General features: G+C 67.6%; 12 protein-coding genes and 1 pseudogene. 7 read left to right on the top strand and 6 right to left on the bottom strand.

Annotation, left to right across the window (positions count from 1 at the left end):
• Window position 1: 1 nt before the first annotated feature.
• A complete protein-coding gene (locus E0F75_RS30740; protein WP_229314222.1) occupies window positions 2-3,418 on the top strand; it encodes an ALF repeat-containing protein in 3,417 nt (1,138 codons plus the stop codon).
• Window positions 3,418-3,783, top strand: a complete 366-nt coding sequence (locus tag E0F75_RS30735) for a DUF6086 family protein (protein WP_229314221.1) — start codon at window positions 3,418-3,420, stop codon at window positions 3,781-3,783. The genes E0F75_RS30740 and E0F75_RS30735 overlap by 1 nt, the downstream gene beginning before the upstream one ends.
• A 379-nt stretch (window positions 3,784-4,162) precedes the next feature.
• Here the strand turns inward: E0F75_RS30735 and E0F75_RS30730 are convergent, their stop codons facing one another.
• The 3 genes from E0F75_RS30730 to E0F75_RS30720 all read right to left on the bottom strand — a co-directional run bounded on the left by E0F75_RS30730 (window position 4,163) and on the right by E0F75_RS30720 (window position 6,641).
• Complete coding sequence (locus tag E0F75_RS30730; protein ID WP_229314220.1) at window positions 4,163-4,846, bottom strand: HNH endonuclease family protein; 684 nt, start codon at window positions 4,844-4,846, stop codon at window positions 4,163-4,165.
• A gap of 108 nt (window positions 4,847-4,954) precedes the next feature.
• On the bottom strand, window positions 4,955-6,064 hold the full coding sequence (locus E0F75_RS30725; protein WP_229314219.1) for a DUF5954 family protein: 1,110 nt from the start codon (window positions 6,062-6,064) through the stop codon (window positions 4,955-4,957).
• Between the two features lie 88 nt (window positions 6,065-6,152).
• Window positions 6,153-6,641 (bottom strand): hypothetical protein, encoded by a 489-nt coding sequence (locus E0F75_RS30720; protein WP_229314218.1) that lies wholly within the window; start codon window positions 6,639-6,641, stop codon window positions 6,153-6,155.
• Between the two features lie 1,097 nt (window positions 6,642-7,738).
• On the opposite strand from E0F75_RS30720, the gene E0F75_RS30715 reads away from it, so the two are divergent.
• Together E0F75_RS30715 and E0F75_RS30710 are read left to right on the top strand one after the other, a co-directional pair.
• Window positions 7,739-8,260, top strand: coding sequence for a hypothetical protein (locus E0F75_RS30715; protein WP_229314217.1), 522 nt, complete (start codon window positions 7,739-7,741; stop codon window positions 8,258-8,260).
• A 133-nt stretch (window positions 8,261-8,393) separates the two neighbouring features.
• Window positions 8,394-8,762 carry a hypothetical protein gene (locus E0F75_RS30710; RefSeq protein WP_229314216.1) on the top strand — a complete coding sequence of 123 codons (369 nt, stop codon included), beginning with the start codon at window positions 8,394-8,396 and terminating at the stop codon, window positions 8,760-8,762.
• A gap of 172 nt (window positions 8,763-8,934) precedes the next feature.
• Here E0F75_RS30710 and E0F75_RS30705 read toward each other — a convergent pair whose 3' ends face one another.
• Complete coding sequence (locus E0F75_RS30705) at window positions 8,935-10,305, bottom strand: membrane-associated oxidoreductase (protein WP_229314215.1); 1,371 nt, start codon at window positions 10,303-10,305, stop codon at window positions 8,935-8,937.
• 341 nt (window positions 10,306-10,646) lie between these two features.
• Here E0F75_RS30705 and E0F75_RS30700 point away from each other — a divergent pair.
• Window positions 10,647-11,021: pseudogene (locus tag E0F75_RS30700) on the top strand (IS5/IS1182 family transposase); the annotation flags it as partial.
• A gap of 38 nt (window positions 11,022-11,059) precedes the next feature.
• Entirely contained in the window at window positions 11,060-11,413 is a 354-nt protein-coding gene (locus E0F75_RS30695) for a hypothetical protein (protein ID WP_229314214.1), read from the top strand.
• 123 nt (window positions 11,414-11,536) lie between these two features.
• On the opposite strand, the gene E0F75_RS30690 is transcribed toward E0F75_RS30695, so the two are convergent.
• A complete protein-coding gene (locus E0F75_RS30690; RefSeq protein ID WP_229314213.1) occupies window positions 11,537-12,178 on the bottom strand; it encodes a maleylpyruvate isomerase N-terminal domain-containing protein in 642 nt (213 codons plus the stop codon).
• A gap of 181 nt (window positions 12,179-12,359) precedes the next feature.
• On the bottom strand, window positions 12,360-13,286 hold the full coding sequence (locus E0F75_RS30685) for a dihydrodipicolinate synthase family protein (RefSeq protein WP_229314212.1): 927 nt from the start codon (window positions 13,284-13,286) through the stop codon (window positions 12,360-12,362).
• A gap of 71 nt (window positions 13,287-13,357) precedes the next feature.
• Between E0F75_RS30685 and E0F75_RS30680 the strand changes: the two genes are divergently transcribed.
• Entirely contained in the window at window positions 13,358-14,299 is a 942-nt protein-coding gene (locus E0F75_RS30680) for a LysR family transcriptional regulator (RefSeq protein ID WP_229314211.1), read from the top strand.
• The last annotated feature ends 42 nt before the right edge of the window (window positions 14,300-14,341 follow it).

Here is a 14,341-nt window from a genome sequence, read left to right as displayed (position 1 = left end):
TGTGCCTCCTGCTGAGGTACAGGCCTTTCTGGCCGCCGCAGAGGGCATCGCTGCTGAGGACAGAAGGCTCAGCACAATCCAGCTCGCGAGCGTAGGCGGTACGGAGCTGATCACGGCCGCCCGCGCCGCAATGGATGACCCTGCTGCGGTTGAGGACTTCCTGGACGATGGCTGGGAAGCTCCGATGCGACAGGACCAGCGCATTGAGGTTGCGCGGATCGCCAGCACTGGCCGGCCCGTTGTCCAGGAGGCTGGCCGAGCCGCGCTCAACGGCACGTCCGAGGACGTCAGCGCGTTCCTCCGCAAGGGGCAGCATTTCGCGCGGGAACAGGATGACCGCGTGCAGGTCGTCCAGGTTGTCAGCGTGGGCGGCACCAATGTGAGGGCCGCAGGCCGTCTCGCGTTGAACGGCACGCCCACTGACCGCCGGGAGTTTCTGGAGACGGGGCAGTTCGTCGCCCGCAACAAGGACGCAGAGCACGCCACCGTCGCCCAACTCGCGGTTCAGGCGAAGGAAGCAGGCAGACAGGCCGCGAGGGAGACCGAGGCCGCGAAGGCGCGGTCACAGGACGCTATCAAACTGGCCGAGGCTGCCAAGAAGGACGCTCTGGCTGCAGAGGCTGAGGCTAAGAGAGCCCAAGGCCAGACTGGTAAGGCAGCCGACGCTGCCAAGAAGGCGGCGACCGCCGCTTCGCAGGCTGCCACGGCCGCGCAGAAGGCGATAAACGCTGCCAACGCGGCGAACAACTCGGCACGCATCGCCGCGAACGCCGCCTCACAGGCTGCCGCTGCTGCTGCCGCTGCGTCGCAGGCGGCTGCACGCGCCCAGGCCGCAGCCGCTGACGCCGCTGTGGACGCGAGCAACGCCGCCGCCGCCCGCACGGCTGCCGAGAACGCGCGGAACATTGCCAAGGACGCCAACCTCGCCGCTGATGCCGCGGACCAGGCCTCCAGGGCCGCGACCGCCGCCGGCGACGCTGCGGCGTCCGCCGCCAGTGCCGGTGCCAACGCCAATCTCGCCGCAAACGCAGCGGTCGAGGCGAGCAACTACGCCGGAAGTTCCAGCGCCGCAGCCGCCGAGGCACGTGCCGCCGCCGCCGCGACCAAGCGACACGCCAATGAGGCCAATCGTGCCGCCGCCGCCGCCGAGGAGCTGTCCCGCGATGCCGCCGCCGCTGCAGGCCAAGCCCGGGACGCGGCCCGCTCGGCAGCCGCCCACGCGAACAACGCCGCAGCCGCAGCCGAGGACGCCGCCGACCATGCGGGCGATGCCGCCGTCGCGGCCGCCAAGTCCACGGCCCACGCCAACGCCGCGACCACAGCGGCCAACACCGCGACCGCAGCAGTGGCCCAGGCCCAGAAGATCTTCGAGCTCGCCCGGAAGGTCGAAGCCGAGGAGCTGCTGGGACGCGGCAACGCCGGGATCGAACTCGCGCGCGACCAGCAGGCGGCCCACGTCGCCAGCACTGCCAAGACAGCAGAGGTCGAGCAGGCGATCAAGGATCGCGAGGCCGAGCGTGACCGTCTCGTGGCGAAGATCGCTGAACCCGGAGCCGACCTTGCGGCCGTCGCCACCGACGGCCGCAAGCTGGCCATGCGGGTCATGCAGGCCGGAACGGCCTGGGGCCGCGCCGCGGCCGAGGCCGCCCTGGCTGGCCCCGACGAGGTGGTCGTCGACTACCTGAAGAACGGCTGGAAGACTGCCAAGGAGCAAGACGACCGCTCCTACGTCGAGCGCCTCGCTGAGGAAAGCGAATCCCCGGAGATTCGTGCTGGTGCCGAGGCCGCGCTAGACGGCGACGCTGCCGCCGTCACCGCCTTCGTCAACGACGGCCAGTACCAGGTGGCGACCCAGCCCATGCGCGTCGCCATCACGCAGATCATCTCGGAGGCCGGCCCCGTCCTCGCCGACACTGGCAGGACAGCTTTCAGCAGCGGCGACCCGAAGAAGTACAGCGAATTCCTGACCAAGGCCCAGTTCACCGCCCGCACTCAGGACGAGCGTGTACGGGCCATGCAGCTGGTATCCGCTGGAACTCCCGAGGTAAAGTCCGCGGCACGGGTCGCTTTCGAAGGCTCCCCTCAAACTCTGCACGCCTTTATCGCGTCCGGCCAGTACACGGCGTCGCGCAAGGACCACCTCACCGCTACCCACGTCGCTCAGGTCCGGAAACTGATCGCCGACGCAGCCAAGATCGCGGCCGAAGCTCACAAGAGCGCCGCACTGGCACAAAAGGTCGCCGCAGAAGCACGCAAGGCATCCACAGAGGCCAACAACTGGGCGCTGAAGGCCCAGGAGGCCGCCACGGATGCCGCGGCCCACGCGGTAGAGGCGGATCAGTACGCCACGGACGCCGAAGCATCAGCCACCAGCGCCGCTGCCTCCGCCGCAACAGCGCGCGAGGCAGCGAACGAAGCCAACGTCTCGGCGAAGAACGCAGCCCTGTCCGCGACAGACGCCACCCTCTCCTCCGAGATGGCACAGGCATCCGCATCCATCGCGTGGACCGCTGCCGAACAGGCGCGCCAGTCCTCCATCGCCGCCGGCGAGGACGCCGGAGCCGCACTGCAGGCGGCGACCGACGCATTCAAGATCTCGGTCACGAAGTACCGGGAAGAAGAAGAAGCCCGACGCAAGGCCGCCATCGAGGCCAAGCAGAAGGCCATGCAGGACCCCGGCTACATCGCACGCCAGCAATACCGCTGCGGCCAGGCCATTGTCCCCTGCGACCCCCAAGAATTCGCCCGGTGGTGCCAGCACAACTGGGTATCCTGCGAACTCCTCTCCTACGCAGACGAGGCTGGCGATGCCCTCGCCCAGGGAGGGGAATTTGCGCTCGAGCTCACCGGCATGGGCAATCTTGAGAACTGCCTTGAGAACAAGGATTTCGAAAACTGCTGGGAACTCGGAGCAGATGCACTTGTCGGCAGCAAGCTGAAGATACTCGACAGGACGCTGGACCAACTCCAGCTGCTGCGACGTGGCTGTAAGATCCTCGGCTCGGCCAGCAGCATGGCGCCATCCGGTGCGACCACCAGGATAGTTGCGACGACTGCTTCAGGCTCCACCAAGGGCTGCCTCGATCTCAAGAAGGAGCACATTGTCAAGGACCCTGAGACTGGAAATATCATCACAGACATCGACTTCATCGAGGGTCACACACTGTGGGAGGATAAGCACGTTCTCGGCTACTGGGACTGGTCTGACGATGATTGGTATGAGGAGCACATCTTCGACAAATTCAGCAAGTACCTGAAGGCTCGTAGACAACTTCCCGAGTTTTACCAAGACGCCTCGATTGGCTTCCGGTTCACCCGGCCGAACCAGGACCCCCGGTTCATGGCCGCAGTGGAGGCCCGGTTCCAGAAGCTCCGGGAGCAGTATCCGGACGTGCACATCCAGACCAGGTGGTTCTAATGAGTTACCCGTTTCAAGCAGCCGACAAGAAGACCCTCTGGGATCCCGCGCTCGGGGTGGGCAGGGCCTACGTGGCCCTAGCCCGGGAAGCCGGTGAGCTGAACGGCGTTCCCACGGGCTTGACGGACAACGAACGACTCGGAGGGAGCGACGTAAACCTCTCCGTGTTCCAGCAGTTCACTCAAGCACTCTACGACCGATACTGCTCCACCAATCATTTCATCTTGCACGGTCTCCTGCGTGGTCTCGTGCTGACTTCGGTCGTGATGCTCGAAAGAGGCGGCGGCTCGATCACCCGGACTCCCGAGCATGAGGACGGTCTACTGGAGGACCTAGACGCCTACGCGCGGTCCATGGCGCAATAGAATGCCACCCTCCGCGACAGCCTCGGCCGTAAGCCAGCCGTGGCTGTCGCCTTGAAAGAGGCCATCAGCTTCCTCGGCCGGCGTCTCGACCCGTTCATAGTCATTTGACACAGGAAGGACTCGGCGACGGCCAGAGTTGAGGAAATAGGGATACCAATCACTGGGGTCCCTGTTGCTCGCGGAAACCAAAGACCGTCCCTGCCGCTCGGAGAGGAGCTCGTAGGGGTCGTCGGCCTGAGCATGGACAGCTGCCACAAGGCGAAGGACGGGTGGCCTGCGCCCAGTACGGCGATCGTGGGATGCGAGGGAGCCGACTGGTCGTTGGAACGCACTGTGCCCCGTCCTGAGGGACGGGACACAGTGCGTTCCTGGCTCGGCGTTACGGCGCGGGGGTGTAGTGGACGACGGTGGTCTCACAGGTCTCGGCATACACCTTCAGCGCGTCAGCCTCACCCTGATCGGCCGTGAGGCCCCAGCGGAGCTTGGTAGCGACCCACTCGGAGATGTACCGACAGTGGACGTCAGGCAGTGGCGGCATCCAGTCCTGCGGATCCCTGTCGCTCTTCGACCGGTTCGACCGCCCGGTGACAGCGACAAGGCTCGCGGCCGCGCCCTGGTCGTTCGCGTATGCCTCACGCCGGGCCCCGGTCCAGGCGCTGGCGCCGGAGTCCCATGCCTCAGCCAGGGGCACCATGTGGTCGATGTCCAGCTTCCCCGGCTCGGTCACTTCCTGGCCGTCGTAGTAGGAGAGCCACTTGCCTCCGGTGAGCTTGCAGTTGGCAGAGACCGTGGGGGACTCGACCGCTTCGGCGAGGAGGACTTCGTTGCGGGTGTGGCAGCCGTCAGCCGGGTCCAGGCCCTTGTTCCAGTGCTTGAACTGCGATTCCCGCTCGTAGTTAGTGCGGTCCTCGAGTGCGATCGGGATCTGTTCGACCGCGTCGGCCACTGTCAGGACCTCGGCGGCCGCCGGAGCGGCTGGTGCCGCGGCGGCGGCCATGGGCAGGGCCAGCGGGGTCAGGAGAAGAGAAAGCGCGGCAGCGCCGCGAAGCATGTTCTTGATCACGAACGTTGACTACCGGCAACACGCAGCGGTGACCAGTGGTTTCGCCCTCGGCTCAGCCGCGCGGGTGAAGAGGTTCACCGGAGAAACGCTCCGCTCCCGCCCAGGTGATCAGGGGGCGGCTTCGCCCTCCGCAGGCTCTTCGAAGTGGACGGTGCCGTGCTCGTTCATGGGCGGATGCAGGGCGCTGGGGGCGTGGGTGTTGATGTCGGAGGGGCGGGGGCCTTCCGGCCCGTCTGGGCCCCAGCGCAGCAGGCGGCGGGCGCGGCCGATCCGGGAGACGGTGCCGTGGACCTCGACCTCGTGGAGCCGACCGGATCGGAGCCGGTCCGCGGCGTCGGCGAACACCGCCAGCTCCGCGACGGCTGGGTGGGTGTTCTCGGTGACGACGGTGTGCGCGTCGACGTCTGTCTCGGCGTCGTAGGGGATCAGGCCGCGCGTGCGCGGTTCCATCCAGGCCAGGGCGAAGGCGAGTGTTCGGCGTGCGTCGTGGGCGGTGGCCTGCAGGCCGCTCCCCGGTGTCCAGGGCTCGCTGCCGGACCGCTCGACAATGAGGAACGCCGCTGGCATGAGCAGGACGTCGGGGTGGGTCTCTACAGCCTGCGCGGCGTCGTGCAATACCGCGTCGGGGAACCTGGTGCCGGTGTAGGCCAGGGAACGCAACGACAGCCGCTCCGCTGCCTGGAGTGGGGAAAGGGGTGCGTTCGGGTCCAGGACGAGGCCGTCGTCGACCCGCGGACTGCGGGCGCCGGCACCGGGGCTCCAGCCGGGGGTGAGGGGTTCGGGATCGGTGGGCCGGGGCGTCTCGATGCCGCCGTGCTCGTCGAGGGCCGCGTACTCTTCGGCCCGCGCCACGCGGTAGCGGGTGCTGAGCACGGTGAGCTCGTCGACGCACTCCGTCTCCAGCCGGGCGACCGCCGCCAGCAGCGCACGCCGTTCCGCCAGGTTCTTCGCCTCGTCCTTCGCCCGGAACCAGAGCAGCGAGTTCAGCGCGTCGCGAGCCTGCTGAGGACAGCCGTGGGTGACCTCGACGACCACCCGCCACCGCTGGCCGTCGTCCTGGCCCTGCGAGACGACCCCGAACAGCGGGCCACGTACCGCCAGGGCGCTGTTGCGTACTGCCGCTTCACGGGCATCGGCCTCCACCAGGGCCTCTACCGGCTCCACCGGAACCCTCACCACCACCGGCCACCCGACCGGTCCCGCACCTTCTTCGCGCATGAAGCCATCCTGGCGGCCCCGGTGCGGCCACATCGCTGTTTCGCCGGATTGTCCACGGCCCCGGGCTGGAGACAACGAGCTCGGGAGGCTAGTTCGGGATCCATCTGACGCGGTAGCGAGCCTGGAGTTCGTCCGCCGTCATACCCCGCCGCTGGGCGCGTTCCTGCTCCTCGGCAGCGTGTTGCGCGGCATCCGGCCCGAATCCAGCGGGGGGAGAGGCGTCATCGAGGGCGAGCTCGGGTGGCTCCCATTCAGGTCCACTGTCGTACACCGGACCGAAGGGGGCTGGGCCCAGTCCGGAGACACCGACAAGGTCGGGTGAACCGCTGGTCGCCATGAACGTTCCTGTCCGACCATCTGGCAGAGTCAGTCGGCCTGGCGCGGCGTCCCAGAGGTCGTCGTCGGTGTCTGTATGGATGCTTCCGACCCAGCTGGTGTGCTGGTCGTAGGTGAAGCCCGGCACGACGCTGGGGTCGGCCTTGAGCACCAAGGCGGCGACAACCGGTACTTCACGCCCATCAGCGAGCGTGACCGTGCCCCCACCGACAAACCGGGTCTTCCCGTCTTCCCACGGCATTGAGCCCCCATTGCGTGAGTGTGGACGGGGATCGTTCCGCATTTGAAGGACGCAGGCAACCGTCCCGAGGTACGGCTCCAGCCAACCCATGCCGGTTTTGCGAGCCGGGGAGCGCCCAGAGCAGGCTCGGCGTGCCACCCACCCGAAGCAGGTCGACGGCCTGGTGCCGTACGGCAATCATTCGTGGTGCAGTCTTCGACATCGCGGTGACCGGGAGGTCCAGCAGGGCCACTCAAAAGGTGACCTCTCCCTCGCCGCTCCGCTTCTCCAGCTCCGAGGCGGAGGCCTCTGCGCTGGCCGGTTGGCTCCGGCCGCGCCGAATCCGCAGCGCCGCCGGAGCACCCCGAACGCGCCGCAGCCGGGCTCGGTCAACCCTCGCACTGGCAAGCCCTACCTCAGGGCTGGCTACGCCCCATCGACGACCAATCACTGCCTGACCGTGGTCAGCGGCTTCTACGCCTACCACCGGCACTACAACCGCGGTCCGCTCACCTGCGATCGGGGCCGGGCAGCCGTCCTGCTCTACGTCTCCAGCGGATCGCGGGCCAGCGAACTCCTGCAGGTCACACCGGGAGACATCGACTGGACCAAACAGTTGATCTGGGTGATCACCAACGGCGGGGGCGACCGCGAGGCGGTCCCGGTCAGCCCACAAGCCCTGACGGTGCGTCCGCGAGCTCGTCGTGACTCGCCGAGGCAAAGCCAAGATCGGAACCCCCGAGGACGACCCCTGGCTGTTTCCCGGCGGCCGCCCAGGACACCCCCTCGGGGATGACCGGATCGGCCAGCGTCTCCACAAGATCGGGATCCGGCCACGGCAGGATCGCTCCACCGCACTGTTCACCCTCGCCGCCGAACTACCCGCCGCCATCCTCGCCCGGGTACTCGGCGTCCACATCCAAGTCGCCGTCCCATGGCAGAAGGCATCAGCCGGCGACTGGGCCGCCTACGCCGCCGAAGTCAGCCGGCGCACGACCTCTTGAGCCGTGCAGCCGAGGGAAAATCAGGTACTGGACATCCGAGAGATCAGGAATCGTCGCTCGTCAGGCTAGAGATTGCCAATGGGATGAGTACCCCCGAGACCTACGATGATCATCATGGAACCAGTGCCCGTCCTCGTCCACGTGGATAGCCCCTTCATCAACTTCCGAGACTTCGACCTCGGAGAGGGCTCCCATGGCTACCGCTGGATCGACGCCACACGTTTCCAGCTCTCGTCCGAGGTGCTGGACGACCGAGACGTGCTGGCCGCCTTGATCGCCCACCCTCAGTTTCGGAACACGTATGACGGAGCCGGCGTTCAAGACTGGCCGCGGCACGGTCAGTGGTGGCTTGACCGCATCGCCCCCGGTACCTACGAGACCGTCGACGCCGTGAGGGCCATCGACGTCATCCACTCATGGGCTAACCAACATGGAGACATCCCAGATTCACTCGCCTCATGCCTGCATCAGGAGATCTACATCCCAATCCGCGAGGCGACCAGCCGATACTTGCTAGGGCAGCTTCCCGAGGATGCGTTCCACGACTATGGCCCCATCCACATCGACTACCGCGAACTCGTCCTCATCGACCGCCAAGCAGCGACGCTTACTCTCCTCGTCGCAGCTGATGACTGACGCCGCCACGATCAGCGCCAGGGTCGCCTGAGGGAGGGCATTCGGACAGTTCCAATACCCGACTCCACCATTAGCGGTCTTCGCCGAGGACATCGTCCAGCACTACCAGGAGTTCCTGAACCACCGCCGAGCCGTGCGTCCCGAGGGCGAATACGTCGACGTGACGCCGGAGGACTGGGCGGAGTTCGAAGAGCACTTCGACAAACGCAAGGTCGAACTCGGCAACTGCGCTCGCCCCTACGGATCACCCTGCCACCATGAACACGCCTGCATCCGATGCCCCATGCTGCGGGTCAACCCGAAGATGCTGCCGCGGCTCACAGAGATCGAGAAGGATCTGGTCCTCCGCCGCAAACGCGCCGAGGAAGAGCAGTGGCTCGGCGAGATCGAAGGCATCGACATGACCCTGACGTTCGTCCGCACCAAGCAGGCCGACGCCGCCCGCCTCACACGCCGGACCCCCGTCACCCTCGGTATCCCGACCACCCGCCGGCCCGAATGAGATCCTGAGGCTCACCAACTTGTACGCGAGTTTGGGAGACAGCAAAGGGCGGAGCTGTGAGACGTCTCGGATCGCGGCCGCCTGAACCCGTTCCAGTTGAGCTGGACACGACCGCTGCTTGACTCTGCCTCCCAGGCGGTCGTACTCGGGCTGACCTCTGTGAAGTCCCCGGCTACTGACGCTTGAGGCTACGCGTGACGCCGGCCGCGACGGTCGTGGCGAAGACCCATCCCGCCACGACCAGAAGGTAGGCGAGCCACTGGTGGGCGCCGGTGGGCGCGAAAGCCTTCTCCTGGCCAAAGTCGACGACCGGGAGTAGCAGGTCCGCAGCGTAGGCGAGCGCGTTGAATTGCGGCCCCTTGCCCGGTTCGGCTCGTGGTGGCTCGTGGAGGCCGTAGGTGACGGCGCCGACCAGGAGCAGCGCCAGTAGCCAGGTCACCGCGCGGGCGGGCCGGAAGCCGTAGCCGACGGTCACGTCCTGGATGTGTCCCCACAGCCTCGCGGGCCACAGCAGAGTCCGGCGGTGTCTGCGCTGTGCCGCGAGCAGCACGGTCCGCGCCTCGCCGTCCTCTCCCGTGCCACGGTAGGTGTGGGCGAGCCGTTCGTAGCTGTGCGGTACGAAGCCGTCCTGGTCGCGCTCCAGCAGGGGAAGCCGCCAGGCTGCGGGCAGCCGGGGCGAGAGCGACTCGTAGACCAGCCCCTCCAGCCGGACCACGTCGGGCCACACCTTCGGATCGGCCTCGATCGCCTTGAAGGTGGAGTGGTGCAGTCTGACCTCGCCCACAATGGGCGCCGCGTCCCGGAGGGTGAGCTGGCGGGCCTCGCAGCTGCTCAGGCCCAGCGCGACTCCTCCGGGATTGTGAAGCCGTGCCTCGATGAAGGAGATCCAGCCGCCTGCCCTGGTACCGGTGAGTCGGACCTTGCCCGCGGCCCTGAGGCCACCCGCGTTGAGGACGGTGCCGAGGCTGAGGCTGGGCGCGTTGAGAGCCAGGGCTTGCGGGTTATGCAGCCGGGCATCCTCGAGGTCGAGGGCGCAAGCCACTTGGGCCGCCTCGAGCACGACCTCGCCTTGGGCCATCAAGCGTGGGGCACTGATGTTGCCCTCGACGCGGGCATACCCCAGACGGATCGGGCCGGACACCTGGCAGTCGGCGAGTAGGAGGTCGCCCTCGACGCGCAGGCCTGTCGCGGTGAGCGAGGGCAGCCTGGACGCGCGCAAGTCCAGCCGCCGTACGCGCGCTTCGCTCAGATCGGGTGTCTCCTCGAAGTCGCAGGCCACGAGCCGGATCAGATAAGGGATCTCGGCGTACGCCAGGTCCAGCCGACCGGTGATCGTCACCCCGCGCAGGCGCAGCGCGGGTATCTCGCCGTCCTCGACCGGGCCGGAGAGCAACAGTCCGCGCAGCACCACAGCACGTACGGATGGCCCCGCGACGTCTGGAGAGTCCGGGGCCCCGTGTTCCTGGCGCACGTCCACCGCTTCGCCCCGTGCAAAGGCATACCGGATGCGGGATTCGAGAGGGGTCAGGTCAGCGATATCCACATACGGGACGCTACATCCGCCGACTACCGGGTCTCCCAGCGGGCTCATGACTGCTGTCGCTGCACGTGAACAAAGCCAGACGGTGGTAGCTGTCTTGCAGGCAGCCCGACCACCGTTACCCCGACCTCGTCCTCATCCCCCTGCTGGCTGTCATCCTGCTCGGCTCCGCAGTCAAACTCGCCCGGCACCACTGACTCCCAAGAACCACGCGAGCATCTCGCCTTGACTAGAGCAGAGAAGCCAGGCCCCGTGCCACCGGTACGGGTTCGGCGGCAACCCGTTTTCTCTCTCTCAGAGGCGGTCGCGGCGGTGGCCCAGGTGTCGGCGCGCGGGCGGACTGCACCCAGTTCGAACCGGTGCTGGAGAAGATCCGCGTCCCCCGTATCGGACCGGGCAGGCCCCGCAAGGAGCCAACCAGCCTGGCCGCGGACAAGGCGTACAGCAACGGGCCCTGCCGCGAGTACCTGCGACAACGCGGCATTCGGCACACCATCCCTGAGAAGACCGACAGCCAGGCCGCCCGCCTACGCAAAGGCTCACGCGGCGGACGGCCACCCGGCTTCGACGAAGTGCGGTACAAGAAGCGCAACACCGTCGGACGGGCCATCAACCGGCTCAAGAACGCCCGAGCCGTCGCCACCCGTTACGACAAGCGCGGCTACGTCTACCTCGGAACCGCAACAGCAGCAGCCCTGGTCATCTGGCTCCGAACATGATCGGCCGGGCAGATTCCACGCCCATTAGAGTGGCCCGCATGGGGCAGTGGTACGTACTCGTGGAACATATCCAGTTCGGCGAATGGGAGCTGAAGGCCAAGGTCGCCGTCGACGGCGACCAGGAGGCGGCCCTTGCCCGCGCCGAAGAGATGAGCCGGGGCCACTCGGGGGATCTGCTCGAGCCCGAGCGGTCGGGCCGACTCGTGTTCCGGGCCTCCCCCACCAGCTGGCTGGTGGAGGTGTCCCACTCCTACCGGTGGGACAAGTCCGAAGAGTCCCCCTCCGTATCCACCTGGCACCTCCGCATCAGCGTCGCGGAACTGGAGTACGTGAAGGAGATGCTGCCTCCCGAGCCCGAGCCCCCCAAGCGAGGCTTTCTGCGCAAGCGTTGATTCCCGCTCCCGCCCGGCGACTAACTGATCGTTTCAGAATAAGGTTCGCAGGCGGCGGAAGCATATGAGACTGGAGGCCAGTTCGAGCAGCCCCTGGTGGAGATCGGCGCGTCGTTCTTATACCTACAACACACGTAGGGCCTGGTCGACGTCACGCTCACGCCTGGCGAGCGCATGCAGCACGGCTTGGTCGCCGTGCCGGTCCCGGGCGGCGGCAACGAGCACGTCCACCGCGATGGCGAGCGCAGCATCGGGCACTCGGCATGGCGCGTCGACACTGAGCGCGAGGTCATCGAGGTGAACCGCTAGCTCGACGCAACGGGTCTGCAGGTATCCGTCGAGCAGCATCTCCTCTCCCGGCCGGTGAAGGACAGCCACCCGCCGATCGGCCGACTCCATGCCCAGCCGCTGCGTCAGCCGCATCCACGCTGCCCGGGCCTGCTCAGCCACGACAGCGGACCCGGCTGCGGCAGTTTCCTCGCTGCGGGCACGCACTCCGACGTTCAGCGCAGAGTCCGGCAACGACGTATCTGCGAGCCGCGCGTAGTACCGAACCGGTGACACCGGTTCTGCGCCGACTACCTGACCGTCGAGGAACCACTCGACCTGGAGGACGCTACGCGCGAGGTGGCCGGCCAGCCCACCCACTGACATCCCGGGGAGCACGGATTCGGTCTCCCAGCGTCGGGCTACCTGCTCTGTGGCCAGTAGGTGCACCGCCTGCTCGGCAGCCTGCAGGTAGGTCTTCCGGATCTCAACAGTCATTCGGGCATCGTCGCAATCTCATCATCACAGCCGCTGACAGGTCCACGTTGTGGATTGACCCGCCGTCTTGGCCGCCTGAACAGCTCGCCCATGTGGGGAGTGTGGTGGCACGGGAGCGGGCCGGGCCCAATCGGCTTGCATCGAAGGTCTACGGGGTTCCCCCGGGGAGCACTAATCTGTCTCAGGCCGCGGTCCCTTGGTGGGCTTGGTGGGTCCTGGTGGCGGACAGGGCCGCCGCTAGTCGGACCGAATCAGCGGAGGCGGCTAGCAGCGGCAGCCGGACGGCCGGGCTGGGAATACGGCCCTGGGCGTGCAACACCCCCTTGATCACGGTCGGGTTCGGCTCGGTGAAGAGTGCAGCGGACAGCCGGGCCAGCTCCGTTCCCAGCCTGCGGGCCGGTCCGGTGGCGTCGCGCTGCCACAGCGAGATCAGCTCGGTGAAGTCAGCGGTGCGGACATTGGCGGACGCCAGGATGCCGCCGCGGGCGCCCGCCGCGAGCAGCGGCGAGATGACGGCGTCATCGCCGCCGAGCACCGCGAAGCCCGGTGTCGACGAGCCGAGCAGTTCCATCGCGGCCGCGTCGATCGCACCGGTCGCGTACTTGACCCCGACGACCTCCGGTAGGTGCCGGAGCGCGTTCAGAGTGCCGGTGCTGAGCGACTGACCGGTGCGGTAGGGGATGTCGTAGACGATCAGCGGCAGGCCCCCGTGTTCGGCGAGTGTCGTGAAGTGCGCCAGCGTTCCCGCCTCGCCGGGCCGGGTGTAGGGCGGCGCGGGAACCAGCGCCGCGGCGACGTCACCGCTCTCAGCAAGTTCCCGCAGTGTCGTGATGGCGGCGGCGGTGTCGTTGGTGCCGACGCCGACGATCAGCGGAGCTCCGTGTGCCCGGCAGGCGGCCGAGCAGATGCGGACCACCGCCCGCTTCTCCTCGGTGGTCAGCGTGGCCGCCTCCGCAGTGGTGCCCAGTGCGACGAGTCCCCGAGCGCCGCCGACCGACAGCGCCTCGTCGGCGAGGCAGGCGAGCGCGTCCGGGGCGAGGCGCAGGTCGTCGGTGAACGGAGTCACCAAAGGGACAAACAGGCCGGTGAGATTCGTTTCAGGCTTCATACGCCCAGCCTGACCGACACCAACCCAGTAGATCCAGTTCCTGCTTCTTCGCTAATGCGTAAGCTCACCTTATGCTCGATGTTCGACGACTCCACCTGCTGCGCGAACTGGACCGACGCGGCACCATCGCGGCCGTCGCCGAGGCGCTGACCTTCACCGCCTCGGCCGTCTCCCAGCAGCTGAGCGTGCTTGAGCGCGAGGCGGGCGTACCCCTGCTGGAACGAAGCGGCAGACGGGTGGTGCTCACCCCCGCGGGCCGCACCCTCGTCACCCACGCCGATGCCGTCCTCGAACGCCTCGAACTGGCCGTCTCCGAGCTGGCCGGGGCACGCGAGGGCATCGGCGGGCCGCTGCGGATCGGGACGTTTCCCTCTGGCGGCCCCGCGATCGTGCCCGCCACGCTGGCCGAACTGGCCCAGCGGCATCCCGCGCTGGAACCAATGGTGCAGGAGATCGACTCGGCGCGAGTCTCCGACGGCCTACGCGCCGGCGAACTCGACGTGGCCCTCGTCCACGACTACGACTTCGTGCCCGCGTCACCGGACACCACGGTCGACCAGGTGCCCCTGTTGGAGGAGCCGATGTACCTGGCCACCGGTAGCGCGCCCGCCACCGGTCTCGTCGCCCGCGGCGAAACGCTGGCGGAGCTGCTCGGACCGTGGGCCATGTCCCCATGGATCACGGCCCGGGACGGCACGACCGGTCACGCGATGGCCGTGCGCGCCTGTCAGGCAGCCGGATTCCAGCCGCGCATCCGCCATCAGGTCAACGACTTTCGTACGGTCCTGGCACTAGCGGCCATCGGGCAAGGCGCCGGATTCGTACCGGAGATGGCCACCGCACACGCCCCCGAGGACGTGGTCCTGACCCGGCTGCCCCTCTTCCGCCGCTCGAAGGTCGCCTTCCGCGCGGGCGGCGGCACCCACCCGGCGATCGCAGCATTCGTGGCGGCGGCGCGAACAGCGGTGGGTGCCACGGGCCGTGCCTCCTTACTGATCGCTTCAGTGAGTTGAGTCGCGGGTCTTGTGCTCAGTGATCTTGTCGGCAGGGTGTCA

This window comes from Streptomyces sp. CB02980 (assembly GCF_014451325.2).
Lineage (GTDB): Bacteria > Actinomycetota > Actinomycetes > Streptomycetales > Streptomycetaceae > Streptomyces.
Note: the sequence above shows the minus strand (reverse complement) of the source record. Positions and strands in the feature narration are given on the sequence as shown.

Excerpts from the sequence above, each read along its gene's own strand:
- E0F75_RS30735 (WP_229314221.1), top strand. The coding sequence starts at position 3,418 with ATGAGTTACCCGTTTCAAGCAGCCGACAAGAAGACCCTCTGGGATCCC.
- E0F75_RS30725 (WP_229314219.1), bottom strand. The coding sequence starts at position 6,064 with ATGCGCGAAGAAGGTGCGGGACCGGTCGGGTGGCCGGTGGTGGTGAGG.
- E0F75_RS30720 (WP_229314218.1), bottom strand. The coding sequence starts at position 6,641 with ATGCCGTGGGAAGACGGGAAGACCCGGTTTGTCGGTGGGGGCACGGTC.
- E0F75_RS30715 (WP_229314217.1), top strand. The coding sequence starts at position 7,739 with ATGGAACCAGTGCCCGTCCTCGTCCACGTGGATAGCCCCTTCATCAAC.
- E0F75_RS30695 (WP_229314214.1), top strand. The coding sequence starts at position 11,060 with ATGGGGCAGTGGTACGTACTCGTGGAACATATCCAGTTCGGCGAATGG.
- E0F75_RS30690 (WP_229314213.1), bottom strand. The coding sequence starts at position 12,178 with ATGACTGTTGAGATCCGGAAGACCTACCTGCAGGCTGCCGAGCAGGCG.
- E0F75_RS30685 (WP_229314212.1), bottom strand. The coding sequence starts at position 13,286 with ATGAAGCCTGAAACGAATCTCACCGGCCTGTTTGTCCCTTTGGTGACT.
- E0F75_RS30680 (WP_229314211.1), top strand. The coding sequence starts at position 13,358 with ATGCTCGATGTTCGACGACTCCACCTGCTGCGCGAACTGGACCGACGC.